This window comes from Myxococcus sp. MH1 (genome assembly GCF_059738865.1).
Genome location: NZ_AP026947.1, coordinates 10,304,327 through 10,327,805, shown reverse-complemented (window position 1 = coordinate 10,327,805; position 23,479 = coordinate 10,304,327). Strand labels below are relative to the sequence as shown.

Below are 23,479 nucleotides of genomic sequence, written 5' to 3'. Positions count from 1 at the left end.
GTAGTCACCTGGAATGACATGGATTCAAGGCCGCCCAGGCTGCGGCCAATAAAAAGGCCGCGGCCCCCGAAGGGACCGCGGCCCGGTGTCTCAGGGAGACGGAATCAGACTACGGGTTCGCGACGCCCCACGACTGCGGACCCACGGCCCAGTTCGCCGCCGTGTTGTCGTCCGTCGCGCTGATGCGGCGGACGGTGTCGGTCAGCGGCGTCACGGAACTGGCGGTCGCCGGGATGGCGGTCCAGTCCGCGGAGACCTGGAGGGCCGACGGGGTCGACGTCAGCGTGCAAGGCGCACCCGTGCAATCCGCAGGCATCCACTGCCCCGCGGCCTGGATGGCCTGCAGGTTCCCGGGGAACGCGCCAGGGGGCGTGCCCGAGGTCCTTGCGAACGAGACCGCATCCTGGATGGTGCCGCCGGCATCCTTGACCAGCAGGATGCGGCTGGAGAAGGTGATGCCCGTCGCGCCACCCTTGAAGTCCCAGGCGGTGTCGTAGTTCGCCGGCGTCCCGCTCTTGGGGAACTGGTCCTTGGCCGTGGTCTCGCTCTGATACGCGGCGGCCTCGTTGATGTGGACGACGATGATGTCGCCCTGCGCCACGGTGACGTCAGGGAACGTCAGGAGGACCACGGGCGAGTTCACATCCTGCTGGAGCACCAGGCCATCCGTGGTGCCGGCAGTGAGGACCTGCAGCTCGATGAGGTCCATGTTGTTCGCCATGTTCGGTTGGACCTCGGTGATGCGCACCACCGCGGCGGCCCGGTAACCCCTGAACTCATCCATGTTGTTCGGAGCGACCACGGAGCCACCCGTCGTGTCCTTCACGGTGTCCGCGACGGTGATGGTGTACGCAGTCCCCGCCGTCTGCTCGGTGGTAGTCAGGGTGATCTGACGGCCATTCACCTGGAAGGCGGTGGCCGTGAGGCCGTTCGTGAAGGTGAACTGGGTGCCGACGTCGGTGATGCTGCTCGGGGCGATGTTGCGGTCGAACGTCAGGGTGACCGCCGTCAGCGAGGACGCCGCGGCCGTCAGCAGCTTGGGCTTGGGGCAGCTGAGCGTGAGGTCGGACGCGGAGAACGCGGAAGGCTGCGTCCCCGTGCCAAACCGCCACACAGGGCCCACGAACGTGAACTGGCAGCCCTGCACGACATCCAGGCTCTGGGTGAGCGTCGTGGGCAGGCGCAGACGGAAGTTGGCGGTTCCCGTCGGCATCCCCGCGGTGGTGATCTGATAGCCCGTGAATCCGGCACCCAGGCCTCCACCCGCATTGGCGATGGTGCCCGTCAGGGAGATGAGCTCATACTTATAGTTGTTGAGTCCGGCCTCGGTGTCGAAGTCGCTCACGCTGGACCGGTCGACGATCAGCGAGCTGACCGCGTGCCCCTGGCTGAGGCGGGAGAAGCCCGTGACGACGCTGGCCTCGTCAATCTGGTTATCGAGCTTCTTCGTGGTGACGGTCAGGCTGATGCGGTCACCCACGGTGACCTGGCTCAGGGCGGCGGCATCGGAGACGAACATCGCGGGACCATTGGGCTCTGCCTGCAGGAAGAAGCCGACCTGCTCGGTGGCGACCTGCCCCTGGACTGCGGGCTTGATGAACGTGACGTACGCGCCATTGATGGCGAGAGTCGGGTTCAGCTCACCCGCTGCCGCGCCCAGGAACGCCGTAATCTGGGCGCTGGTCTCCGCCGCGGTCGGGCCCGGAGCCGTCTCGCACGCGTTGGTCGTCGTGTTGCAGACCTGTCCCGCCGAGCAGCTCGCGTTCGTCAGACACTGCACGCACTCCGCGCGGTTGTTGCAGACAGGCAGGTTGGGATTCGTGCACTCGGCGTTCGTCAGGCAGACCGTGCACTGGCCACGGCCGTTGTTGCCCGTCGTGTCGCAGAAGTCGAGGGCGCTGTCCGGCACGCTGGCGCACTGCTCGTTCGTCGTGCAGCCGCACAGGTAGTTCGCGTTGCAGGCCGGCTTGGTCGCATCGCAGTGAGCGGTCTGGTCCGCGGTGCACTCGACGCACGCCGTCGGCGTGGTGTCCGTGCGGCAGACCGGGGTCGACGGGTCGCACGAGGCGTTGTCCGCGCAGCCCTCGCAGGCGGTGCCCGCGGCGTTGCACGTCTGCTCACCCTGGCAACCCTCGGTGGCGTTGCATACCTTGCACTCGCCCGCGCCGTTGTTGGCCGCCGTGTCGCAGATGTTGGTAGGCGAGGAGCAGCCCAGGTCGGGGCTCGTCGCCGAGTCCATGCAGACCTTGCACGCGCCCGCGCCATTGTTGGCCGCCGCGTCGCAGATGGGCGCCGTGGCCGAGCAGCCGTTGTCCTGGCCGTTGCCCGTCGCGGAGTCCGTGCACGCCTTGCAGACGCCCACGCCGTTGTTGCCGGCGGGGTCGCAAACCGGCGTCTCGGCGGAGCAGCCGTTGTCCTGGCCGCTGCCCGTGGCCGTGTCACGGCACGCCGTGCACACGCCCTTGCCGCTCGCGCCCGTCGGGTCGCAGATGGGCGTCGTGGCGGAGCAGCCCTCGTCGGTGCCCGCGGCCGTCGCCGTGTCACGGCAGGTCTTGCACACGCCCGTGCCGGAGCTCACATCGCAAATCTCACCCGTGGCGCAAGCCGGGCTGCACGTCACGCCCGCGTCCGGCGTACCCGAGTCCGGCGTACCCGAGTCCGGCGTGCCCGAGTCCGGCGTACCGGAATCCGGCGTGCCCGAGTCGGGCGTGCCCGCATCCGGATCCGGCGGACGGGTGACGGGCTCCTGCTTGCAGGTGCCGTCGTCACAGACCCACTCATTGCCCTGGCTCGGCTGGCCATTGTCGGCGCGACAGTCAAACTGGTCGACGCACTCATCTCCACAGCCCGTGCCCAGCGTGACGAACACGGCGGTCATGAGAGCTGGAAGCCAATTTCGCTTCAGCATGCGGTCCCCTCCATTGGGATGCGGCAGGTAGTAGCCCCGCCCCCTTACACCCGAACCCGGAGAGGGTCCATTGCGGGGCCCGCGTGACACCGCCATGTCACGCGGGATTCCCTTGAAAAGTCAGGCTTTCACGGAGTCTTGCGGGGTGTCTGACCGCGTTGACCCGCGTACAAGTCGATGACCTGTGAAATCGCGCTCTGACACACCGCGCAGAAGGGCACTCGGTCCCGCGTGAACATGACGCAGTCGAGCTGGGGTCGGTAATACCCACGCGCTTCATAGTTCGCGCCCTCGAAGGCGCCCACCTTGCCCGAGTACTTCTGGGAGGAGAGGAACTTCTCCTCCCAGTCGCGCTGGGCGATGAACAGCGAGTCCATCTCCGACTCCGGCTTGCGCTGGGCGCGGACCTGGCGGCGGCGCTTCTGGATGTCGTTGGAGTGGTTCTCGTAGGCCTCCTTGCCCCACGGGGTGGGCAAGGGTGTCCCAGTCGTCACCAGGTGCTTCCACTTGAGCTGCTCGGGGTCCTTGAGCGCGGTGACGTTCTTCTCCCACGGCTCCAGGCGGTCCTCGCTGGGGACGTAGACGGACTCGGAGGTGTAGTACTCGTCCGCGAGCCCCGCGAAGTGGTGACCGAACTCGTGGACGAAGACGTAGGGCGCCCACAGGCTGTCGGACGCCACCGTGCCGTAGAGGCCGAAGATGCCTCCGCCTCCGTAGGTGTTGCCGTTGGAGAGGATTTCCACGAACTCGTAGGGCGCGAAGGCGGACAGCTCCCGGAACGCCTTGTTGTCGAAGGTGAGCACGTAGCGCTCGCTGCCGAACGCGTCATACGTGGTGCCCACGGGCGAGCGCTTGTGGACGCCGGTGGAAGGCCGGGAGATGCCGGACTGTGTGGCGGCGGGGACGAGCCCCCAGACGTTGAAGTCGGCCTTGCGCTCCTTGAAGGGCGAGAAGGTGAAGAGGATGTCCACCATCCGCTTGGCGTCCTTCTCGAACTTGCCGCGCTCGGCCTGGGTGTAGCCATCACCGAGGATGAGCAGGTCCACCTTCTGCTCCGGCGGCCCGTTCTCCAGGAGCTTCAGGAGCGGGCCCGGCGCGGGAGGCGAGGACGGGTCCACGAACATGCCCTTGGGGTCGACGACGAGCGACCACACCTCGCGGAAGGCGTTCTGTGCATCGCGCTTCTTCACAAGGACCTGCACGGGCCGCTCGGGCGTGGGGAAGCGCAGGGACTCGTGGAAGGTGCGGTTCTCGCTCTTCGCGTCAGTGGTCAGCTCCCACTCGCCATAGATGGAGGCGAAGCCGCGGGAGAAGAGGAGCTGGTTCGTTTCGCGATCTCTCACCTCGTACAGATACTTGCCGAGGTTGGTGTCATCGATGGTGCGCTGGGGATGTCCCGGCCAGGGCAGCGGCTCGATGACGACCTTGTCGAGGCTGAAGCGCTCCTCGGTGGCGTTGCCGGTGTGGAAGTAGTCCACTCGGAGGGTGCGAGGGGCCGCGGCGGAAGCGCTCGTGACCAGCAGCAGGAGGGCAAGTAGGGCTCGCGTCATGCGCGGCACTCTACGCCGCGGATGCGAGGCTGGCGCGCCACGTGCGCGAAAGCGCGGCCTTCCTGACGCAGAGAGGCACGGCAGGCCCACTCCAAGCGAGAGTGGGCCGCCGCCAGGTCATGAAGGCGCGAAAGTCAGAAGGTTCCGGAGAGGCTCGCGGAGAAACCATCACCATCCGTGGCGACACCCACGGAGACGGGCGGAGGCGCCTCGGGTGAGGGCGAGAGCAGGAAGAGCACTGCGCCCGTTGCGGCCGCGGCACCGCCGCCGACGAGCAGCCCCGTGAGGAGGTTGTTCTTCTGCACGAGGGAATCACGCAGGCGCAGGGACTCCTGGTCCGTGGAGCGGATGCGTCCGTTCTCGAGCCGCTTCTCCAAATCGTTCACGTCCTTCTGGGCCAGCAGTCGCACCACGCCCGCGCCACCCAGCGCAGCCACGCCAGTACCGAGCAGGACATAGGACGCCACCCGCAGGCCTGGAGTGGACTGGGATGCAGTGCCAGTGACGCCCTCCGCCAGGCGGTCCGGCGCGCTGACATCCAGGCCGCTTCCCGGTGGAAGTCCGTTCTTATCGGTGGTGCTGGGCTGTTCCCAGGGCGCGCGGCCATTGGAGTTCATCACCACGAGGTTGGAAGGGGAGCGCCCCGTGGTCACGAAGTCGACGAGCGCAGAGAGTGCTTCGGCGGGAGCGTCGAGGCCCTGGGTCTTGAAGCCGCCTTCACGCAGCTTCTGGCCGCCTTCGACATTGAGCACGGTGGCCGCGAACCACTTGGGGCCGCTGCTGGGGCGCTCCAGGCGCACGACGATGACCTCCTCGACTCCGAGCGTGCCTCCCAGTCGGACCGCGTGGCTCAGGGTCCGCTCGTCACTGCCATCGGTCGTGGTGAGACAGGGGAACGGCGTGGCGATGATGGAGCCCTCGTAGGCGAGGTCGACGAGCAGCGGCGTGTCCACGCCTTGCGCTTGGATCTGTCGAGGGAAGCTGATGGCGTCGCCCTTCACCACGGTCAGGTCATAGGTGCCCGCCGGCACGTCGAGCGTCATCGGCGACTGGCCCACCTTGAGACCATCCAGGTAGACATCCGAGGTCGGAAGCGTGGACCGAATCGAGAGCTTCACCTTGCGAGTCTGGTTCATCTCCCGCCGCAGCTTCTCGAAGCCCTGCCTCACCGAGGGGGCGAAGTAGTCGGGGTCGAGCGCGTAGGTGGGCTGAAGCCGGAGCACGTTGCGGAACGCGGTGTCGCTCTCCTTCTGTCGCGACATGGCCCGATAGTTGATTCCGTGCAGGAGCTGGACGCTCACGAAGAGCTTCCGACGTGCCTCACCGACGGGGAGCCGGTTGATCTGCTGGAGCGCCTCGTCGACGAGCTGCGCGGCCTTGGCGTTGCGGTTCTCGTAGAAGTGGTCCTGAGCAGAGTCGAGCTGGCGCTGGAGGTCCTCGTAGCTCTTGCTGGGCTGCGGGAAGAGCCGCTCGCTGAAGCCCTCCGCGCTCAGGACGTCCTGCTCGGGGCGGGACACGAGGGCGCCGAGGAACGCGTTGGCCTGGCTGCCCAGCTCCGCGTCCTTGCAGTCGCCGCTCGCGACGACCATGCGCCGCGGTGCCGCGAGTCCGAGTGCCGGAAGTGCCGCGATGAGAAATATGAGGAATCGGAGAGCTGACATCGAAAAGATCCGGAGAGTGGCTGCCAAGATTGGTGCCGAGCGTGATGACGAGTTCGAAGACTATCGGTTGAAGCGACGCACTCGCATCCGAGAGCCTGATTCTACCTGTTCCCAGGACAGAATGATCTCGCCCCCTTGCGTCATGTGGAGTGAATGGGGACTGCTGTAGTTATGGGAACCGATATTGAGCGTGAGGTCATCAAGCGACTCCCATTGGAGCCCCGTCCAGCGTGCTGCGTGCAAATCGACCCCGTTTGTGTCTGTGCTATTTGACCAGGCCGCAAAAAGAAAGCCTGTCTTGTCGGCCTGGATTGTTGGCTTGAGCGCTTCGTAGCCAATTGAGAGCGCTGGAGGGCCGAGTGACTCCCAGCCAGATTCAGCCCAGATAGATGTCGATAGAGCACCGAAGGGACCGTGTTTTCCAATGCTGTCGGTCCATGCGATGAAGGGGGTGTCCCCAGTCCCTATTGTGAGTGAGACGCGTGGCCCTTGTTGTGAGATGAAGTGGTCGCTGGCTGCAAGGGGGTTCCATGTATTGTTGGTGAACTCGTTGACGAAAGCCGAGTGGAGTTCTTGTCCATTGGCAATCCATGCGATGATTGGAGTGGCGTCGCTCTTGTACCGTAGTACAGGATTTGTCGAGTCGTTCGTGATGGATAGGGCGCTGAAGCAATCTCCGATGCGGCTCCATTCGGTCGAGTTCCACACTGCGGCACAAACAGTCGTCTCTTCCTGGCCTGTCGACTCGCTCCAGGCTATCGCTGGTTGACCAGATGGAGACCACTCAAGGTGGGGGTGCATTTTTTGTTTCATCGCCGCGTCGCTTTCAACGCTTGTTCCCAACTGTTCCCAGGTACTCCCGGTCCACCGGGCGACATGCACGCGCATGATGAAAGAACTGGCGTCGTGCAATTGTGTCCATGCCACAATGGGGTTTCCCTCTGCTGTGAGAAGGATGGAGTCCCCATAGAAACCATGGGGACTGGCAGCCACGCTGGAGCCGTAGTCCGTCCACTCGCCATTCGCAAAACGCCTGACACGAAGATGTCTGTAGGAAGACGCCTTGTCGAGCCATACGGCAATCAAGTTGCCAGCGGTATCGAATGTGTAGCTTCCCATTGTTTCGTCGCTGGAGAGATACGTACGCGCCCCGTTCCCAGTCCCCCACGGAATCCAGAACGGCACCACCCAGTCCCATCCCCGTGACTCAGGCACCAGACTGTTCCCCGCCAGGTCCACGACGGACTCCGTGAGCACCAGTCGAACCGGATTCGACGGCGCATAACCCTCGCCCGGGGACACCGTCAGCGTCTTCCCATCCCCCGACAGACCCACGGTCCGGGACACTTCCGAGTCACCCACCGTGAGCCGGACCGTGGTGCTCGTCACCGTGTCCACCCTCATCGGCTCCGAGAACTCCGCCTGGATGGGCGCCTTCACCCAGACCATCTGTGCGCCCGGCTCCGGCGTCCGCGTCACCAGCCTCGGCGGCGTCCGGTCCACCACCACTTCCCGCGACTCCCCCTCGAACACCGTCTCCCCGAACACCGTCCGGGTCCGCAGCGTGTGCTCCCCCTCCGCCTCCACCGTGGTGTCCCACGCATACACGTACGGGGGCTCAAGCACCGCGAGCACCTCTCCGTCCCGGAGCAGCTCCAGCCGGTCCGGGACATTCCCCGCGACCTCCAGCCGGACCTCCAGGACGCCATTCGTATGGGCCACTCCCGCGGGCGCGACGATGCGCACCTCACTGTTCACGGGAGTGATTGCCGGCACCTCGATACAGGCCGGCGAGGACAGGAGGACAGCAGCCACCCAGGGCAGCAGGACAGGTCTTGGAGTGCGCATCACGAGGCGTCGGTGCAGGCCCCATTCCGTTGCCCACAGGACAGTCCTCCGCACATAGCAGCCCTGCCTCACCCCCTTCAAACCCCCTGCTTTCAACTGCTTACCCTCGACTCCCTCCCCCTGTGCCCCGGGTGGAATCCTCACGGACCCGTCCCGCGCCGGGACCCCCGGTCCGGACGAGGAAACCGCTCCGCCGCCCGCCCTCCTGGGGAGCCCCACGGGGCACGGGGCGCCGCCCGCCTCCATCCCCATCTTGGTCCAAGGGGTCCGTCGCCACGGCCGCGACCACTCACCCACGGGAGACTTCGCACCCATGAAGCGTGCCTGGAAGAACCGCGTCGTCGTCATCACCGGAGCGTCCAGTGGCATCGGCCACGCCACCGCCCTCGCCCTCGCCAAGAAGGGCGCCCACCTGGTCCTCGCCGCCCGCCGCGAAGACCCGCTCGAGGACCTCGCCCGGGAGTGCGAAGCCCGGGGCGTCCGCGCCGTCGCCGTCCCCACCGACGTCTCCGACGCCACCTCCGTCCAGGCCCTCGCCCAGGAGGCCGTGCGAGCCTTCGGCCGCTTCGACGCGTGGATCAACAACGCCGGCGTCTACCTCATGGGCAGCCTGGAGGAGACCCCCGATGACGCCTTCCGCCAGCTCATGGAGACCAACTTCTTCGGCACCGTCAGCGGCACCCGCGCCGCCGTCACCCAGTTCCGCCGCCAGGGCTACGGCACCCTCGTCAACGTCTCCTCGTCCTTCGGCGCCGTCACCGCCCCCTACGTCAGCGCCTACGTCGCCTCCAAGCACGCCGTGCGCGGCTTCACCGCCTCCGTCCGCCAGGAGCTGCTCGACACCGGCATCCACGTGTGCACCGTCATGCCCGCCGCCATCGACACGCCCCTGTGGCACCACACCGCCAACTACACCGGCTGGCGCGTGCGCCCCGTCGAGCCCGTCTACACCCCCGAGCGCGTCGCCCGGAGCATTCTCCTCGTCTTGCGAAAGCCTCGCGCCGAGGTCCTCGTCGGCCCCGCCGCCCGCGCCTTCGCCGCCATGCACGGCCTGATGCCTCGCACCTTCGAGCGCACCATGAACGGCGCCACCGAGGCGCATCACTTCGAGGACGAGCGCCAGGGCGCCACCGCCGGCAGCCTCTTCCGCCCCATGCCCGAGGGCACCGCGGCGTCCGGCGGCTACCACTCGAAGGGCAAGCAAGCCCTGCGCCGCCTCCTCTTCGCCGGGGGCGTGGTCGCAACAGCCGCCTGGCTGGGGAGGAGGGAAGCCCGAGGGCGGCTCGGCGCACGTGTCGCCCACGCACTGGGCGTGTGAGACACACATTGTCGTCACGGGGCGAGTCCCTCGCGTCCCGTGACCGGGCCATGACACGGCCCGGGGAAAGTCCGGCCGCCATGACCGACATCGCCGTCCTCGTCAACTTGCGCGCACGCCGTGGCTCCGAGGGAGTCGGCGGCCTGGTGCAGCGCTTCCTGCCCCGTGCCCGCGTGGCGCTCACCCGCTCGCTCGACGAGGCCCGTCACTGGATTTCCGACCAGCTCCGGCCCAACCCGCCCTCGCTCCTCCTGGCCGGCGGCGGCGATGGCACCATCACCGGGCTGCTCAACGAGCTGCGCGCGGCGGGCGTGGCGCTGCCCGCCATCGGCGTGCTGCCCATGGGTACCGGCAACGCCTGGGCCCGGGTCACCGGCGCCCCGAAGCCCTCCGTGGCGCTCAAGCAGATCGCCGCGATGAAGAACGACCTGCCGCCCTTGCGGCCCTTCTCGCTGGTCCGCGTGGACGGCAAGGTGGCTCCGTTCGCGGGCACCGGCTGGGACGCGGAGATGATTCAGGACTTCAAGGATCAGCTCGCGGCCTCCGGCCCCCTGCGCAGCCAGCAGGCGGGTCTGCGCGGCTACCTCACCGCGATGTTCACCCGGACGGTGCCCCGGCACATGTTCGGCGGCGGCAACCCCCGCGTGTCCGTCTACAACATGGGCGACGCGGCGCTCACCGTGGACGCGAAGGGCCACGTGGTCCCCGTGCCCAACAGCGAGAAGGGCGCGCTCCTGTACGAGGGCCCCGCGGGCGTGGCCGGTGCCGCCACGACGCCCGAGTGGGGCTTCGGCTTCAAGGCCTTCCCCTTCGCCCAGAAGGTGCCGAACCGGCTCTCCGTGCGCGTCTACGGCGCGGGCGTGCTGGAGGCCACGCGCAACATGTTCAAGCTGTGGCGCGGAGAGCACCCGCTGCCGCACATGAACGACTGGTTCGTGCAGAAGCTGCGCATGGACTTCGACCGCGAGGTGCCCTTCCAGATGGGCGGCGACGTCATCGGCCTGCGGCGCTCGGTGGAGTTCGACCTGGCCGGGGAGAGCGTGCAGCTGGTCGACTGGCACAAGCTGTCGCGCATGATGAAGGCCTGAGCCTGCCTCCGACGGCGCGTTGACTCGGGTGTGCTCCGGACACTATGCCCGGTGTCCGTGAGCCACACCTACGAGTACCCGAGACCGGCGTTGACGGTGGACTGTGTCGTCTTCGGCCTGGATGACGACGACCTGAAGGTGCTGCTCATCCAGCGCGGCGTGGAGCCGTTCCAGGGACGCTGGGCCCTGCCCGGTGGTTTCGTGCGCATGGACGAGTCCCTGGACGAGGCGGCCCGGCGCGAGCTCGAGGAGGAGTCCGGCATCCGCCCCGGGCACCTGGAGCAGCTCTTCACGTTCGGCGCGCCGGAGAGAGACCCTCGGGGCCGCGTCGTCACGGTGGCGTACTTCGCCCTGGTGAAGCTCAGCGCGCACACCCTGCGCGCGGCCACGGATGCGCGCGAGGCGGCGTGGTTCTCCGTCTGGGATACGCCCAAGCTGGCGTTCGACCACGCGGACATCCTCAACACCGCGCTCCAGCGCCTCAAGGGCAAGGTGCGCTACCAGCCCATCGGCTTCGAGCTGCTGCCGCCCAAGTTCACCCTCACCCAGCTCCAGCGCCTGTACGAAATCGTCCTGGAGCGCGAGCTCGACAAGCGCAACTTCCGCAAGAAGATACTCGCCATGGACCTGCTCGAGGAGCTGGACGAGGTGGAGCAGGACGTCTCCCACCGCGCGGCTCGCCTCTACCGGTTCGACCACAAGAAATACCGGCAGCTCGAGAAGGCCGGCTTCAACTTCGAGCTCTGAGCCCCTGGACGGCCCCTCCCCGGAGGACGAGACGCGCTCGCGTTGACATCGTGTAGTTAGGACACTATGTTGGTGTCGTAGATACACGAACAGGGGCCATGAGGCTCCGCGAGTCCACGTCCGTGTCTGCCATTGCCCGCGTCGCGGGCCAGGGGAGAGCCATGTCCTCGTTGCCCTTCGAAGTCGCCGCGGGCTCGGTGCTCGGCCGGGAGCATGCTCGGGCGGGCCGCAACAACCAGGATGCGTGGTGTGTGCGGACGAGCGAGCACGGGCTGGTGGCGGTGGTGGCGGACGGGTGTGGCAGTCAGCCTTGCAGCGAGCTGGGGGCGCAGCTGGGGGTGCGCCGGGTGGCGCAGGCGGCGCTGACGCGGTTGGCGGAGGACGAGCGTGTGGATGAAGCCGGGTTCCTGCCCGGCCTGCGAGAGGATGTGTTGTGTCTGCTCAGCGAGCTTCGGGGGGAGCTCGGCCGCGACACACTGGGGGACTTCCTCTTCACGGTGGTGGGCGCGGTGATGACGCCCTCTCACACGCTCGTCTTCTCCGCGGGGGATGGGGTGTGGGCCCTCAACGGCGAGGTGCATCCGCTGGGGCCCTTCCCGAACAACGCGCCGCCGTATCTGGCGTATGCCCTGTCGCGAGGCGAGGAGGACACGCCGCTCGTCCGTCAGGCGCTGGTGCCCACGGAGGACGTGCACGCGCTCTTGCTCGGCACGGACGGCGTGGCGGACCTGGCGAAGCTCGCGGACGTGGTGATGCCGTCGGGGGACGAGCGGGTGGGGCCGCTGTCGCGCCTGTGGACGGAGCCGCGCTACTTCGAGAACCCGGATGCGCTCCGGCGCAGGCTCGCGATGCTCAACCGCGAGTCGGTCCGCGCGGACTTCGATGCACGCCGGCTCGTGCGCACGCCGGGGTTGCTCCCGGATGACACGACGCTGGTGGTGCTGCGCCGTCGCCTGGGGAGGGCGTGAGGCCATGGACGTCTGGCTCGAGGGGAAGAAGGTGCGGTTGGACCCCGCCCGGGCGATTGGCAAGGGCGGCGAGGCGGACGTGTTCGACCTGGGGGACGGCCGCGCGCTCAAGGTCTTCAAGCCGCCCGAGCACCCGGACTACACGGGGCTCGCGGTGGAGCAGGAGGCCGCGCGGGCCCGCATCGACGAGCACCAGCGCAAGCTGCGCGTGTTCCCCACGGGGCTGCCCGGGCGCGTGGTGGTGCCGCAGGCGCTGGCCACGGACAAGAAGGAGCGCACGGTGCTGGGGTACGCCATGCGCAAGCTGGACGGCGTGGAGTCGCTGCGGCGCTTCGGTGAGCCCTCGTTCCGTCGCGCGGGCGCCACCTCGGCGCGCGCGGTGGAGGTGCTGCGCTCGCTGCACCACACGCTCGCTGGAGTCCACGCGGCGGGCGTGGTGGTGGGGGACTTCAACGACCTCAACGTGCTCGTCACGGGCGCGGCGGACGCGCACCTCATCGACGCGGACAGCTTCCAGTTCGGAGGGTTCCTGTGCGCGCTGTTCACCGAGCGCTTCGTGGACCCGGTGCGGTTGAACGGGAAGAGCCTGGTGCCCACGCGCCCGGCGTCGAGTGAGAGTGATTGGTACGGCTTCACCGTGGCGGCGATGCAGTCACTCTTGTGCGTGGGGCCGCATGGCGGCGTGCACCGACCGAAGTCCCCGTCCGCGCGCACGACGACCGCGGGGCGGCTGCTCCAGCGCATCACCGTCTTCCATCCGGAGGTGCAGTACCCGAAGCCCGCGCTCCCGATGCGGACGCTCCCCGATGACGTGCTCCACCACCTCCACCGCGTCTTCGTGGAGGACCTGCGCGGCGCCTTCCCGCTGCCGCTCTTGGAGGGGCTGCGCTTCACGCAGTGCCCGTCGTGTGGTGTCGAGCACGCCCGGCGCGCCTGTCCCACGTGTCAGCCGAACGCGGTGGCGCAGACCACGCCTGTCACCTCGGCGCGAGGTCAGGTGACGGCCACGCGCCTGTTCGCCACGCGCGGGGTCCTGGTGCACGCGAGCGTGGAGGACGGTGTCCCGCGCTGGCTCTACCACGCGGATGGCGCCTATCGCCGAGGGGACGGCCGTGTGGTGATGCGAGGACCGCTGGACCCCTCGTTGCACTGGGCGCTCCAGGGGGACGTGACGCTGGTGGGGCGGGACGGCGTGGTGGCGGTGCTGGGGCCGCTGGGCGAGCGGGAGCGGTTGGGGGTGGACGCTCCCGAGGGACGCCCGGCCTTCGCGGCCAACGCGAGACATCGCTACTGGGCGGTGGGGGGCGGACTGTGGCGGGACGGCGTGCACGGGCCGGAGCGCATCGGCGATGTGCTGGAAGGGCAGACGCGGTTGTTCGTGGGACCTCGCTTCGGGCTGGGGTTCCATCGCGCGGGTGGACTCCGAGGCGCGTTCGTCTTCGACGCCGAGCGTCTGGGACTGCGCGACGGGCTGACGCTGCCGTGGCCGTCGGGGCAGCTCGTGGACGCGGACTGTCTCTTCGATGGGGCGCTGGCGTGGCTGTTCCTCGCCGAGCAGACGCAGGGGCGCACGGTGCATCACTGCGTGGTGCTCGGCTCGGATGGCGCGGTGCGGGCGCAGGCGGTGGCCGAGGCGAATGACGGTTCGTGGCTGGGCGGCGCGCTCGGGACGGGACGGTGCGCGGTGGGTGAGGCGCTGTTCTGCGCCACGGACGCAGGGCTGACCCGCGTGGAGCTGCGACAGGGGCGCCTGGAGGCCGTGCGGGACTTTCCCGACGCGGAGCCCTTCGTGGACTCGGGAGCCCGGCTCCTGCTGACGCGTCAGGGATTGGTCGTGGTGGGGCGACAGGAGCTCACCGCGCTGCGGATGGCTTGAGCCGGGTGGATGTCTTTACATGACAGGGGGTCGTGCGATGAGGAAGCAAGTGAAGGAGCTGCCGGTACCTGGGTTCTATCGGGCGGAGCACGCGGGGAAGTACAGCTACGGTCCGGACGCGGGGAAGCTGCAGATGGAGGCGGGCACCTGGCGCAGCGCGAATGGTGTCACCGCGGCCGCGTCGGATGGATTCAACCTGCACCTGCTGCTCATCGACGTGCAGAAGGACTTCTGCTTCCCGGAGGGCTCGCTCTATGTCGCGGGGCGCAGCGGGCGCGGCGCCGTGGAGGACAGCCGCCGCATCGCCGAGTTCATCTACAAGAACCTGGGCACGCTCACGAACGTGACGGCGACGCTCGACACCCACTTCGCGTACCAGATCTTCTTCCCGTCCTTCTGGGTGGACCAGGATGACCAGCCGCTGACGCCGTACCGCGAGGTGACTCGCGAGCAGATTGAGCGAGGACAGGCGAAGCCGAACCCGGCGATGGCGAAGTGGCTGTGCGGTGGCAACTACCCGTGGCTGCTCAAGCAGGTGAAGTACTACTGCGAGGAGCTGGAGCGCGCGGGCAAGTACACGCTGTACCTGTGGCCGCCGCACTGCCTGCTCGGTGGGGACGGGCACGCGCTGGCGGGGGTGGTGCAGGAGGCGCGGCTGTTCCACTCGTACGTGCGCGGCATGCAGTCCTGGGCGGAGGTGAAGGGCGGCAATCCGCTGACGGAGAACTACTCGGTGCTGCGTCCGGAGGTGATGAGCCGGCATGACGGACAGCCGCTGGCGCAGCGCAACACCCAGTTCCTCAAGACGCTGCTGACGGCGGACGCGGTGGTGATTGGCGGACAGGCCGCGAGCCACTGCGTGAAGAGCTCCATCGACGACCTGCTCGGCGAAATCGTGGCGCAGGACGCGGCGCTGGCTCGCAAGGTGTACCTGCTGACGGACTGCATGTCGGCGGTGACGGTGCCGGACGGGAAGGGTGGTTTCGCGGCGGACTTCACGCCGCAGGCGGATGCGGCGCTCAAGCGCTTCGCGGACGCGGGCATGCACCTGGTGCGGTCCACGGACCCGCTGGCGAGCTGGCCGGACCTGCGCATCGGCTGAGCCGCGGTGGTGTCGTGAGTTCGATGACCGCGCCTGTCTCAGGTGGGGCGGGGCGGCGGAGCCATGCCCTCGCGATGAGGGAGAAAGAGAGAGCAGGACATGAGCAGGACGACGAGTGGAGGCCCCCGGACGGCCACGCAGCTCTTCGAGGATGCGCACGCCGAAGGGGTGCTGAGCCCCGCGGGACTGCAGGCGCTGACGGTGGTGGACCTGGGCGCGCAAATCCAGGCGGGCCTGGGCGTGCGGGTGGAGGACGTGCAGGCCAGCGAGGTGGTGCTGGTGACGGTGATGCCGGACGACTCGGGGAGCATCTCCACGTCGGGGCACACGAAGACGGTGTGTGACGGGCACAACCTGGTGCTCGACTCGCTCCTGGCGAGCAAGCAGAAGGACGGCGTGCTCTTCCACACGCGCTACCTGAACGGCCAGGTGCTCAATCCCTACCGGCCGCTGGAGGACGTGGTGCGGATGCACTCGGGCAACTACCGCGCGGACCAGGGGACGCCGCTGTATGACCAGGCGGTGGTGTTGCTGGGGACGGTGCTGGCGAAGTCCCAGGAGTTCAGCGCGAACGGTGTGCCGGTGCGCACGGTGACGCTGTTGATTACGGACGGCGCGGACATGCACTCGAGCCGCGCGCAGGCGAAGGACGTGGCGGCGGTGGTGAAGGACCTGCGGCGGGCGGAGAACCACATCGTCGCGGCGATGGGCATCGACGACGGGAGCACGAACTTCCGGCGCGTGTTCCAGCAGATGGGCATCGAGGATGCGTGGATTCTCACGCCGGGCCAGTCCGAGCGGGAGATTCGCTCGGCCTTCCAGGTGTTCAGCCAGTCCGCGGTGAAGGTGAGCCAGGGCGGCGCGAGCTTCAGCCGCACGGCCCTGGGTGGCTTCGGGCGGTGAGGCTTGGAGTGGAGGTGGGGCCTGCCAGCCCTGCGGGCTGGCGGGTCAAGACGGGCCGACGGCGACTGAACGCGCTATCTTTCGCGCGTGGACGATTACCTCAAGGTCCTCCTCCTGGTGGGGAGCAGGCTGGAGCAGGCAGGCATCCCGTACATGCTGAGTGGCTCCACGGCCATGAACTTCTACGCGCGTCCTCGCATGACTCGCGATGTGGACATCGTCGTCGAACTGGAGGCTCCGAAGGTTCCAGTCCTTCTCTCGCTGTTCCAGGCCGACTTCTCCATCGATGAAGAGGAGATTCGCGAGGCGCTGTCACACCAGTCGCTCTTCAACCTCATCCACTTCGAAACGGTCGTGAAGGTCGACTGTGTCATCCGTAAGAGGTCGGCGTATCGACAGGAGGAGTTTCGCAGGCGGCGAACAGTCGAGCTCCAGGGACAGCGCATCTGGATTGTCTCGCCTGAGGACCTGGTACTCTCGAAGCTTTACTGGGCGCGGGACAGTCTGTCCGAGATGCAGATGGGAGATGTGCGGAACATCGTGGATGCTACGTCCTCGATGGACTGGGCCTATCTGATGCACTGGGCTCGGGACCTGGGAATCGAGTCCTTGTTGGAGACGGTGAAGCCATGAAGGACACCCTGCCTCGTGCCGAGGCTCTCGTTCGCTCGCTGCTCCTGCGCAAGTCAGGGGAAGAGCGTCTCGTGATGGGGGCCGACATGTTCTCCGCCGCGCGTGCGCTGGTCTCAGCCTCGCTACGGGAGCAGGGGCTGACGATGGGTTCCGCCGAGTGGAAGCTCGGGCTCCTCGACCGGACCTACGGCGCGGAGATCTCGCCCGCCCATCGGCGTCGCTTGTTGGAGCGATGGCGTGCCGAGGCGACGCCTGGCTCCACCTCGACATGAGCCGCCCGGGGGCGAAGTCGCGCTCCGGACGGCTCGGGTCCTCGTGCTTCAGTGCACGCGGGCGCGCGGCAGGTTGGAGGGCGCCAGGCCCACCGACTTGAGGCCCGCCGTGGGCGTGCACACCAGCGCCTTCAGGTCCTCGGCGCGGCGCGTGAGGTCGTCGAACGTGCGAATCGACTTCGTCACCGGGTCCGTCACCGTGGTGCCTCGCAGATAGGGCGACAGCGTGGACGTCCTGCCCGAGGCCCGCGCGGACACGTGGACGAACTCCGTCTGCGTCTCACCCGCGTGACACCCGCTGCACGTGTTGAGCGAGAACTTGTGCCGCACCTCGTTCGACACGTTCGGCGCCCGCCAGAAGAAGTCCAGCGGCACCAGCGAGTGCGCTCCCAGGAACGGGATGCCCCCCATGCTGTCGGGCACCGTGTGCCGCTCCTCCAGCACCGCCGCCGAGTTCTCCGTCAGGTAGCTGGCCAGCATCGGCGTGTTCTCGAAGTGGTTCGCCGGCGTGAGCTTCATCGTCGTCGGCATCAGCCCCAGCGGAGACAGCACGAACTCGCGCAGCTCCCACGGCTCCTCCAGCTCGATTTCGTTGGTGCGAATCTGGTTCAGCGCGCTGCCCTGGTGCCGACCCGTCATCACCCCCGCCTTCACGAAGCGGTCCGTGAGCGCCTGCAGCTTCGCGTTGTAGCCCGCGTTGCCCACCTTCACCGCGCCCAGCGCATGCCAGTCCGAGGCCCAGCGCTGGATGGCCTCGGGCGTGGTGCCCGGCAGCGCGTACTCCAGGATGACGGTGAACTCGAGCGGCTCGCCGTTGGGCGCCACCACGCCGTAGATGAAGCGCCCCTCGCCCGCCGTCACCCCCTGCTCGCGCAGGTCGATGCGGTTGACGATGGCCAGCAGCCGGAACGGCGCCGAGTTGAAGTCCAGCGGCTTCGACGGCCCGCCGCTGCGCGTCTCCCACGGCCCCAGCACCTTCGTCTGCATCTCCGGACGCGGCGGAATCGTCAGCCCGTTCACGTGCTGCTTCTCCAGCCACGTCTTCAGCCACGCGCGCACCAGCTCGGACGGGTCCTGTCCGCCGTTCAGCTCGCGCATCACCGTGCCGAAGTGCCACGCGCCTCCCGGCGCCGTGCGCACCGGGTCCTCCACCACGGACAGGTGGGTGATCATCAGCTCGCTCGGCTTGTCGATGGTGCACGTGTTGGTGGGCTGGCACACCGTGCGCGACTCGCAGCCGTTGGACGCCTTGCCGTCACAGTCGTAGTAGCCCGGCACGCAGGTCTGTCCGCAGGTCGCCGCCACGCAGACGCCGTCCGCGTAGGGACCGTCCTGGCACGAGTTGCCGCACGTGCCGCAGTGATTGGGGTTCGCCGTGAGGTCCACCTCGCAGCCGTTGGACGAGCGGCCGTCACAGTCCGCCGTGCCGGGCGGGCAGCGCAGCTCGTACGCGGGACCCTCGGCGCACGTGGACACGTTGCCGCACGCGTCCTTCGCCGCCAGGAACACGCGGTGGCTGCCACCGGGACCGAACGGGGCCACCGTGCTGAAGCGCCCCTGCGCGTCCGCCTGCACCGTGCGCGTGGGCGTGCCCGTGCAGGCCACGTCGACGAAGATGCCCACCGTGGCGTGCGGCTCCGCGGTGCCCGTGATGACGAGCTGCTGGCCATCGTTCAGGTACTGCCACTTCACGTCCGTCACGCGCGGCGGCTCGGGCGGCTCTCCGTCATGCTGGTACTCGAGCGGGTTGGAGCAGGTGGACGCGGAGTCGTAGCCACCCGCGGCTGTCGCCCGGGCGGACACCGTCACCTTCGCGTTCTTCGCCACGCTCACCTGGGCGTAGAACAGGCCGATGTCGTCAGTCGTCACCGTCTTCTCCACCGGGCCCTGACAGTTGGCGGTGCGGAAGACCTCCACCGTGACGCGCGGCTCGGCGCGACCGTGGAAGACGGGCTGCAGGCTCCCGCCCGGGGACGTGGGCGAGGTGCTCAGCAGCACCGGCGCCATCCGGGGCGTGCCCGGGCCGTAGGGGTAGTCGACGGCGGGGCTGCACTGGGAGCCGTTGCCGACGGCGTCGTAGGCGCGCGCGGAGTAGCGGGCGCCCGGGCCGTTGGGGACGGAGACGGGGACCTCGCAGTAGTTGCCCGCGTTGGCCACGGTGGAGCCGACCTCGGCCCCGGTGCAGCCGGGGCCCTGGTACACGCGGACCGTGGCGCCGGCCTCGGTGTGGAGGGTGAGGGCGCGGGTGGAGCCGGTGCCCGCCTGGGCCCAGGTGGGCGTGGGGGTGGGCGGCGGCGTGCGGTCCACGAACACCGCGTTGCCGAGGCGCATGTTGTTGCCCTCGCTGTCCTCGGTGACCAGGCCATCCGGGTCCACGCGGGCGCTGAGGAAGTAGTCGCCTTCGGGGATGGCGCGGGCGCTGACGGACGCGGAGACCTCGCGACATTCGCCGGCGCGCAGGGAGAAGCGGGGGCTTGCGCCCAGGTGGAACTCGGAGGCGCCGGGGGCGGAGGAGGCGGTGAGGAAGAAGGCCGCGTCCGTCATGCCGGAGCCCGCGCCGTCGTTGCACAGGCGCGCCTGGACGCGCTGCTCACCCGTCCCCAGGGCGGAGGGACCCGAGACGAGCTCCACCCGGAAGTCGGGGGCGCTCGGCTGGGGCCTGGGGGTGCTGGGGTCGGGCCTGGGCTCGCTGGGGTCGTCGTCCCAGTCGGGCGGGTCGTCCAGCCCGGACTCGACGATGCAGCCCGCGAGTGTCCCCGCGAGCGCGATTGCCCACCACGGGCGCGCGTGCATGTGTGGAATGCCTCCGGAGGAGCCTGTAGGGGTCCGGCCCTGGGGTAGGGGTGGATCCTCCGTGCCCCTGGACGGGGGCTCGCGGGAATTATTCACGGAACGGCGTCAGGAGGGTGCGTCCTCCTGACGCCGTTCCGTGTGGTCGTGGGGCCTACTGGACTTCTTCGCTCACGTACTCACTCGGCATGAAGGGGTCGCACTTGACCATCGTCGAGACTCCATGGGCCGAGGAGAACTCCGGTGGCTCTGGGCAAGGGGAGCCGCAGTTCTCGTTGACCTGTCCAGAGCAGTTGTTGTCGATGCCGTCCCAGCAGATCTCCATCCGTCCCGGATGGATGGCTGAGTTGTTGTCGTTGCAGTCCGTGGCGTTCGCGACGTAGCCGGCGAATGGGCCGCAGCTCTTCGTGGACACGCTCGGGTTGCCGTAACCATCGCCGTCCGCATCGCGGTACAGCGTGGGCACCGTCAGACCTTCGTCGACGGAGCCATTGCAGTTGTTGTCCATGTAGTCGCAGACCTCCGTGGCTCCCGGATGGATGGTCGCGAAGCCATCATGGCAGTCGGTGCCATTGGCCACGTAGCCGGCAGGGGGGGAGCAGGCCTGGGTGGTGCTCGTCGGGTACCCGTAGCCGTCGCCATCCGTGTCCCGGTACCAGGTGCGCATCGCGCCCTCGTCCACCGAGCCATTGCAGTTGTTGTCCAGGCCATCGCAAGACTCGGTGGCTCCAGGACGGACGTTGGACGCACCATCGTTGCAGTCCGTGGCGTTGCCCACGTAGCCCGAGGGCTGCCGACAGCTCGACGTGGACACGCTGGAGTTGCCGTATCCATCTGCGTCCGCGTCGCGGTACCAGGTGTACGTCGTGAGGCCTTCGTCGACACCGCCCGCGCAGTTGTTGTCCACACCGTCGCAGACCTCGGTGGCGCCCGGGTGGATGGCCGCGCTGCCGTCGTTGCAGTCGGTGGCGTTCGTCGCGTAGCCGGAGGGCCGCGAGCAGGCCTGGGTGCTGCTTGACGCGTTGCCGTAGCCGTCTCCATCCACGTCCCGATAGAAGGTGGAGGTAACACCTTCGTCCACGGAGCCGTTGCAGTTGTTGTCCACGCTGTCGCAGGTCTCCGTGGCGCCAGGGCGGATGCCGGAGTTGCTGTCGCTGCAGTCGGAGGCGTTGCTCACGTAGCCCGAGGGCTGGCGGCAGTTCTGCGTGGAGACGCTGGCGTTGCCGTAGCTGTCGCCGTCCGCGTCGCGGTACCAGGTCTGCGTCGCGAGGCCCTCGTCGGCGCCGCCCGCGCAGTTGTTGTCGATGCCGTCGCAGACCTCGGTGGCACCCGGGTGAATGGCCGCGCTGCCATCGTTGCAGTCCGTCGAGTTCCCCACGTAGCCCGAGGGCGCCGCGCAGGCCTGGGTCGACTGGCTCGCGCTCCCGTAGCCGTCGCCATCCGCGTCCCGGTGGTACGTGCCCAGCAGCCCCTCGTCCGTCAGCGCGTTGCAGTTGTTGTCCACGCCGTCACAGACCTCGGCTGCGCCGGGCTTGATGGATGCGCTGCCGTCGTTGCAGTCACCCGACACCGCGACGTAGCCCGCGGGCTGCCGGCAATCGCTCACCGTGTCGCTCGCGACGCCGAAGCCGTCACCGTCCGCGTCCCGGTACCACGTCTGCCGCGTCAGGCTCTCGTCCACCTGGCCATCGCAGTCGTTGTCCAGGCCGTCGCAGACCTCGGGGGCCGCGGGGTTGAAGGTGGCTCGCGTGTCGTCGCAGTCACCTGCCTGGGCCGCGTGGCTCGCCGGACGCACGCAGGCCTGCACGGATTGCGAGGCCACTCCGTAGTTGTCGTGGTCCAGGTCCTGGTACCAGGTCGAGAACGTCAGGCCGTCATCCGGCTGGCCGTTGCAGTCGTTGTCGCGGCCGTCGCAGACCTCGGCGGTGGGGCCGTACTTCTGCACGCACTCGACGAGGCCGTGCGTGCAGTAGGTCACGCCTTCACCGCAGACCCCCACGCCACCCGTGGCGCACGCCTGGAGCCCACCCGGGTTGCCTTCGTCCACCTCTCCGTCACAGTCGTTGTCCAGGCTGTCGCACTGCTCCGTGGACGCGGTCTGGTTCTGCGTGCACACCACGCTGCCCTGCGTGCAAGATGTCGTCCCTTTTGCGCAGACGCCAAGCAGGCCCGTGACGCACTCGTCGCCGCCGCCCGGGTCTCCCTCGTCAGCCACAGTGTCGCAGTTGTCGTCGACGCCGTTGCATGCCTCAAGCGCGCCCGGGTACGTGGTCGGATTGAAGTCGTCGCAGTCGGTGTCCTCGACATAGCCGTAGGGAGCCTCACAGGCCTCGGCGCTGAAGAACTCGTCGCCGAAGCCGTCCATGTCGCCGTCGAAGTAGTAGGTGTTGAGGACCAACGTCGTCACGGGTGAGGACGTCGGTGTCGTGACGTAGGTGCCCGTGCCGAGTTGTCCCTGACCATTGTTGCCCCAGGTCCACACCGGGCAGCCCGGGCGCACCGCCACCGCATGGTGGTAGCCCGTGGAGATGGCCATCACGTCCTGGAGTCCGAGTACGTCGACAGGTGCTCCACTCGTGCCACCCGGGGCACCGTGCCCGAGCTGTCCCGAGGCGTTGAGGCCCCACGCCTTCACGTGGCCATTCCCCATGATGACCAGGGAGAAGGCGTGACCCGCGCTGATATGCGTCGCGGCGAACACGCCCGAGACGGCGGAGGGCTGCAGCACCGGCGTGGTGCTCGTCGTCCCGGTGCCGACCTGGCCCGAGGAGTTCTGGCCCCAGCCCCAGACGTTGCCGAACTGCTCGTCGATGGCGAGCGAGTGCGCCGCGCCCGCCGCGATGGCCGTGATGCCAGACAGGGTGGCCATCATCGCGGGAGTCAGGACGGTGCCTCCGGCCGTACCGGTGCCGACCTGCCCGAAGTCGTTCCGTCCCCAGCCCCACACCTTGCCATCCGCATCCAGCGCGAGCGCGTGGTTGTGACCCGCGGCGATGGCCCGGATGGTGGGAAGGCTGTTCACCTGTCGAGGCGTGGCCTCCGCGGTGCTGAGCGCGCCCGTGCCCACCTGTCCGGAGGCATTCTGCCCCCAGGCCCAGACGCGGCCGTCCTGGCCCAGCGCGAGCGAGAAGTTCCCGTTCGCCGAGATGGCCTGGATGCTGGACAGCCCGCTTACGCGAGCAGGGGTGTTCACCAGTCCGCCCGTGGTGCCGAGGCCCACCTGGCCGAAGTCGTTCTTGCCCCAGGTCCAGACATTCCCATCCACATCGAGCGCGAGCGAGTGCGTCTGTCCCGCGGCGATGGCCTTGATGGGAGGCAGACCCACGGGCTTCGTGGGGCTCGCCACCGGCGTGGAGTTGATGCTGCCAGTGCCGAGCTGTCCGACGAGGTTCTGTCCCCAGGCGAAGACCTCGCCGTTCTTCTGCAGGAACAATGAGTGGTAGGCACCTGCCGCCACGGCCCGGTTCACCTTTACCTGGGCGGACAGCTTCTTCTGGGTCGTGGTCGTCTCCAACCCGTCGTCAGAGATGGGCTCCGGCTCGCCGCAGGAGAGCAGGGCCAGGAGGAGGGGAATCACGTAGTGCGTGCGAGGTGCGGCTGACCTCGGCTGACAGGGGTATCTCAAGCTGCGCTCCAAGGATTCCTCCGGCGACCGGCCTCTCGAGCGCGGAGGAGTGGGGGACGAGCTCCCGTCGAAGATGTGGGGCGGTGATGGCGCCGGACGCGGTGAGATCCCGAGTCTCAATCCGGTAGGAATTGAGTCGTGGACCGAGATCAGGGGAGCGAGGCGAGACCATGGTGTGAATGGTTCGACA

General features: G+C 68.3%; 15 protein-coding genes. 9 read left to right on the top strand and 6 right to left on the bottom strand.

The genetic code is table 11. The features are described 5' to 3' along the window. Positions 1–109: 109 nt before the first annotated feature. From AC6JA9_RS40935 to AC6JA9_RS40920, 4 genes are all read right to left on the bottom strand, one after another. Complete coding sequence (locus AC6JA9_RS40935) at positions 110–2,908, bottom strand: Ig-like domain-containing domain (protein ID WP_497958771.1); 2,799 nt, start codon at positions 2,906–2,908, stop codon at positions 110–112. 128 nt (positions 2,909–3,036) lie between these two features. Continuing rightward, positions 3,037–4,458, bottom strand: coding sequence for an IgA Peptidase M64 (locus AC6JA9_RS40930; protein ID WP_408888721.1), 1,422 nt, complete (start codon positions 4,456–4,458; stop codon positions 3,037–3,039). A gap of 134 nt (positions 4,459–4,592) precedes the next feature. Then, complete coding sequence (locus AC6JA9_RS40925) at positions 4,593–6,047, bottom strand: PEGA domain-containing protein (RefSeq protein ID WP_408888722.1); 1,455 nt, start codon at positions 6,045–6,047, stop codon at positions 4,593–4,595. A gap of 132 nt (positions 6,048–6,179) precedes the next feature. Next, positions 6,180–7,877, bottom strand: coding sequence for an Ig-like domain-containing protein (locus AC6JA9_RS40920; RefSeq protein ID WP_408888723.1), 1,698 nt, complete (start codon positions 7,875–7,877; stop codon positions 6,180–6,182). Positions 7,878–8,280: 403 nt separating this feature from the next. Between AC6JA9_RS40920 and AC6JA9_RS40915 the strand changes: the two genes are divergently transcribed. The 9 genes from AC6JA9_RS40915 to AC6JA9_RS40875 all read left to right on the top strand — a co-directional run bounded on the left by AC6JA9_RS40915 (position 8,281) and on the right by AC6JA9_RS40875 (position 16,874). After that, positions 8,281–9,285, top strand: a complete 1,005-nt coding sequence (locus AC6JA9_RS40915; protein WP_497958770.1) for an SDR family NAD(P)-dependent oxidoreductase — start codon at positions 8,281–8,283, stop codon at positions 9,283–9,285. Between the two features lie 80 nt (positions 9,286–9,365). Next, on the top strand, positions 9,366–10,373 hold the full coding sequence (locus AC6JA9_RS40910) for a diacylglycerol/lipid kinase family protein (protein ID WP_497958769.1): 1,008 nt from the start codon (positions 9,366–9,368) through the stop codon (positions 10,371–10,373). A gap of 57 nt (positions 10,374–10,430) precedes the next feature. After that, complete coding sequence (locus AC6JA9_RS40905; protein ID WP_141332218.1) at positions 10,431–11,120, top strand: NUDIX hydrolase; 690 nt, start codon at positions 10,431–10,433, stop codon at positions 11,118–11,120. 161 nt (positions 11,121–11,281) lie between these two features. Next, entirely contained in the window at positions 11,282–12,088 is an 807-nt protein-coding gene (locus tag AC6JA9_RS40900) for a protein phosphatase 2C domain-containing protein (RefSeq protein WP_497958768.1), read from the top strand. A 4-nt stretch (positions 12,089–12,092) separates the two neighbouring features. Next, the gene (locus tag AC6JA9_RS40895) at positions 12,093–13,964 is read left to right on the top strand and encodes a hypothetical protein (protein ID WP_497958767.1); all 1,872 of its coding nucleotides are present in this window, start codon (positions 12,093–12,095) and stop codon (positions 13,962–13,964) included. Positions 13,965–14,001: 37 nt separating this feature from the next. Beyond that, entirely contained in the window at positions 14,002–15,066 is a 1,065-nt protein-coding gene (locus tag AC6JA9_RS40890; RefSeq protein WP_141332215.1) for a cysteine hydrolase family protein, read from the top strand. 99 nt (positions 15,067–15,165) lie between these two features. Next, the gene (locus tag AC6JA9_RS40885; RefSeq protein WP_046716976.1) at positions 15,166–15,969 is read left to right on the top strand and encodes a hypothetical protein; all 804 of its coding nucleotides are present in this window, start codon (positions 15,166–15,168) and stop codon (positions 15,967–15,969) included. Positions 15,970–16,056: 87 nt separating this feature from the next. Next, positions 16,057–16,602, top strand: a complete 546-nt coding sequence (locus tag AC6JA9_RS40880) for a nucleotidyltransferase family protein (protein WP_141332214.1) — start codon at positions 16,057–16,059, stop codon at positions 16,600–16,602. Beyond that, entirely contained in the window at positions 16,599–16,874 is a 276-nt protein-coding gene (locus AC6JA9_RS40875) for a hypothetical protein (protein WP_141332213.1), read from the top strand. Before AC6JA9_RS40880 ends, AC6JA9_RS40875 begins: the two co-directional genes overlap by 4 nt. A 48-nt stretch (positions 16,875–16,922) precedes the next feature. Here the strand turns inward: AC6JA9_RS40875 and AC6JA9_RS40870 are convergent, their stop codons facing one another. Together AC6JA9_RS40870 and AC6JA9_RS40865 are read right to left on the bottom strand one after the other, a co-directional pair. Further along, positions 16,923–19,667 carry a CARDB domain-containing protein gene (locus AC6JA9_RS40870; protein WP_497958766.1) on the bottom strand — a complete coding sequence of 915 codons (2,745 nt, stop codon included), beginning with the start codon at positions 19,665–19,667 and terminating at the stop codon, positions 16,923–16,925. Between the two features lie 151 nt (positions 19,668–19,818). Next, positions 19,819–23,241: a MopE-related protein gene (locus tag AC6JA9_RS40865; RefSeq protein WP_483579118.1), complete on the bottom strand. Its 3,423-nt coding sequence runs from the start codon at positions 23,239–23,241 to the stop codon at positions 19,819–19,821. Between the last annotated feature and the right edge of the window lie 238 nt (positions 23,242–23,479).

Bases quoted from the DNA above. Each gene is read 5' to 3' on its own strand.
- AC6JA9_RS40910 (WP_497958769.1), top strand. From the start codon at position 9,366: ATGACCGACATCGCCGTCCTCGTCAACTTGCGCGCACGCCGTGGCTCC.
- AC6JA9_RS40900 (WP_497958768.1), top strand. From the start codon at position 11,282: ATGTCCTCGTTGCCCTTCGAAGTCGCCGCGGGCTCGGTGCTCGGCCGG.
- AC6JA9_RS40875 (WP_141332213.1), top strand. From the start codon at position 16,599: ATGAAGGACACCCTGCCTCGTGCCGAGGCTCTCGTTCGCTCGCTGCTC.
- AC6JA9_RS40890 (WP_141332215.1), top strand. From the start codon at position 14,002: ATGAGGAAGCAAGTGAAGGAGCTGCCGGTACCTGGGTTCTATCGGGCG.
- AC6JA9_RS40870 (WP_497958766.1), bottom strand. From the start codon at position 19,667: ATGCACGCGCGCCCGTGGTGGGCAATCGCGCTCGCGGGGACACTCGCG.
- AC6JA9_RS40935 (WP_497958771.1), bottom strand. From the start codon at position 2,908: ATGCTGAAGCGAAATTGGCTTCCAGCTCTCATGACCGCCGTGTTCGTC.
- AC6JA9_RS40930 (WP_408888721.1), bottom strand. From the start codon at position 4,458: ATGACGCGAGCCCTACTTGCCCTCCTGCTGCTGGTCACGAGCGCTTCC.
- AC6JA9_RS40895 (WP_497958767.1), top strand. From the start codon at position 12,093: ATGGACGTCTGGCTCGAGGGGAAGAAGGTGCGGTTGGACCCCGCCCGG.
- AC6JA9_RS40925 (WP_408888722.1), bottom strand. From the start codon at position 6,047: ATGGTCGTCGCGAGCGGCGACTGCAAGGACGCGGAGCTGGGCAGCCAG.
- AC6JA9_RS40915 (WP_497958770.1), top strand. From the start codon at position 8,281: ATGAAGCGTGCCTGGAAGAACCGCGTCGTCGTCATCACCGGAGCGTCC.
- AC6JA9_RS40885 (WP_046716976.1), top strand. From the start codon at position 15,166: ATGAGCAGGACGACGAGTGGAGGCCCCCGGACGGCCACGCAGCTCTTC.